We start from the raw sequence: 2508 nt of genomic DNA, 5'->3' as shown, positions 1-2508 counted from the left end.
GGTTCCGCGCCCTCAGCAAGCCCAGCGCGGCCAACACCGTCACACTCTTGCCCGACCCCGTCTCACCCACCACCGCCAACGTCTCCCCCGCCGCGACGTCGTAGCTCACCGAATCCGCCGCCCGCACCACGCCCGCCGACGTCGCGAACTCCACCGTCAGCCCCTGCAGACTCAGCACCGGACGGCCCCGGTCTGCCGGCTGGTGGGCGGCGTTCACGGGTGCGTCGGCGCGGGCTGCCGTCATGGGCCCTCCTCGGGCCAGGCCTGCGAGGTTGGTCGCAGCCTGCTAGACATCCTACAGGTTTGGGACCGTAGGATGTGCCTCACAGCACTGTCAAGAGGGCGGACGTAACTTGAGCGAAACAGAGCAGGAACCGGCCTTCCGGCGGCTGGAGCCGCTGCCCCTGCACAAGACCGTGCAGGACGAGATCCGGCACTACATCATCAAGCAGGATCTGCGCCCCGGCGATCCGCTGAAGCCCGAGGCGGAGCTGGCGCGCATGTTCGGTGTGAGCCGCAACTCCGTCCGGGAGGCGGTCAAGGCGCTGGAGTCCACCGGTGTGCTCGAGACGCGGCGCGGCAGCGGCGTGTACATCAAGGACTTCTCGTTCGCGCCGCTCCTGGACAATTTGCCGTACGGGCTCATGCAGGGGCGACGGGCGCTCGGCGATCTGGTGGCGCTGCGCAAGGCGCTGGAGGCCGGCATGATCGCCGACGCGATGGCCGCCATCACACCGCGGCGCATCGAGGCGCTGCGCGAGGTCCTGTCCGACATGGGCCGGCGGGCCGCCCGCGGCGAGGACATCACCGAGCAGGACCGGGAGTTCCACCGGCTGCTCTTCGCCGACCTCGGCAACGAGATGCTGCTGCAGCTGTTCGACCTGTTCTGGCAGGCCTACAACCGCGCGGCTCCGCCCCAGCCGGGGCGCGACCGCCGGCAGATCCACCGCCTGCACGTCGACATCGTCGACGCCGTCCTCAGCGGCGACGCCGAGCGGGCCCGCGAGGCGGTCCGTCAGCACTACGTCGGCATCGAGAGCCGTCTTGGCGAGACCCTGACCCCATCGGACGGCAGCGTCTGACCATCTCGGCATGATGGCCTCGTGGACTTCGTCGCCGGGCTCGACCTCGCCGGGCGGTTCTACGCCGAGGTGGTGCGCCACCTGATCCCGGTGCCGCACGCCGCCTGCCTGCTCGGCGAGGGCTCGGAGGTGCTGGGCTTCGACACGCCTCGGTCGCGCGACCACGAGTGGGGTCCCCGGGCGCAGATCCTCGTCGGCTCCGACGACGACGTCCGCGCGGTCGCCGCACGGGTCGAGGCCGGCCTGCCCGACGAGTTCGCCGGCCATCCGGTCCGGTGGTACAGCCTGGCCACCGGCACCGTCGCCCACCACGTCGAGGTCGCCGCGCTGACCGGCTGGGTCACCGACGCCCTGGGATTCGACCCGCGCGCCGAGCTCGACACGGCCCGCTGGCTGGCCACGCCGCAGCAGCGCCTGCTCCACGTCACCGCCGGCGGGGTGTTCCGCGACGACACCGGTGAGCTGACCGCTCTGCGCGACCTGCTGGCCTGGTATCCCGACGACGTCTGGCGGTGGCTCCTCGCCAGCGGCTGGCATCTCGTCGGCAACGCCCAGCCGTTGTACGCGCGGTGCGTCGAGACTGACGACGAGCTCGGCGCTCGCCTGCTGACGGCGCGGTTGTGCGGGCTGGCCATGGAGCTCGCGTTCCTCCAGGAACGCACCTACCGGCCCTACGACAAGTGGTTCGGCGCCGCGTTCGCCGGCCTGCGCCCGGCCCCCACGATCACCCCGTTGCTGGAGGCCGCGCTCACCGCCCGCCCCGCCGAGGCCGGCGCGCTGGTCAACCGCGCCCTGGTCGTCCTCGGCGAGCGGCACGACGACCTCGGGCTCACCCGGCCGACACGACCGCGGGTCGGACCGTTCGAGGTCGGGATCAACGACGCGGTCCGGCCCTACCAGGTAATCAACGCCGGCGACTTCGTCCAGGCGCTCCGTGCGGCGATCGCCGACCCCGCGCTGCGCGCCACGGTCCCCGTCGGCGGGATCGACCAGCTCACCCACGCCGACGACTCCGTCGTCACCCACACCGACTGGCCAGACCTGCTCGCCCTGGTGTACCGCGACGAGCTGCGCCGCGCCGACACTGGCGGATGAGGGTGTCGACGTCGGCTGGCGGCACACAGTTGGCGCAGTGGCCATGCCGCCGTGCCCGGCCAGCCGGCCACGAGCGAACCGGCTCGCCCCGTGGTCGCCCGGCAGCGTACCGCCGAATACGACGACAGGGTTGGGGTGCGCGCGCCTGATGCCTCAGAACGGCGGCGGGTCGGGATCGGTGGTGGGTCCGATGGGTTCTGGGTCGACGCGGTAGGTGCGGCCGGCTGGGCTGGTCCAGACGAGCACGCCTGGTTCGGGGCTGTCCAGGCGCCAGCCGTGCAGGGTTTTGTCGAGGTGGAAGCGGCGGGCGAGGGGCTGGAGGTTGTGCTCG

2 protein-coding genes and 1 pseudogene are annotated in these 2508 nt (G+C 72.1%); 2 read left to right on the top strand and 1 reads right to left on the bottom strand.

What is annotated here, in order from left to right:
- Positions 1–244 (bottom strand): annotated as a pseudogene (locus E1269_RS31940) (ATP-binding cassette domain-containing protein); the annotation flags it as partial.
- A gap of 109 nt (positions 245–353) precedes the next feature.
- On the opposite strand from E1269_RS31940, the gene E1269_RS31935 reads away from it, so the two are divergent.
- Both E1269_RS31935 and E1269_RS31930 read left to right on the top strand, forming a co-directional pair.
- Entirely contained in the window at positions 354–1082 is a 729-nt protein-coding gene (locus tag E1269_RS31935; RefSeq protein WP_203434299.1) for a FadR/GntR family transcriptional regulator, read from the top strand.
- A 21-nt stretch (positions 1083–1103) separates the two neighbouring features.
- Positions 1104–2177, top strand: a complete 1074-nt coding sequence (locus E1269_RS31930; protein ID WP_131902281.1) for a DUF4037 domain-containing protein — start codon at positions 1104–1106, stop codon at positions 2175–2177.
- Positions 2178–2508: the final 331 nt, after the last annotated feature.

The organism is Jiangella asiatica (genome assembly GCF_004349065.1).
GTDB lineage: Bacteria > Actinomycetota > Actinomycetes > Jiangellales > Jiangellaceae > Jiangella > Jiangella asiatica.
Note: the sequence above shows the minus strand (reverse complement) of the source record. Positions and strands in the feature narration are given on the sequence as shown.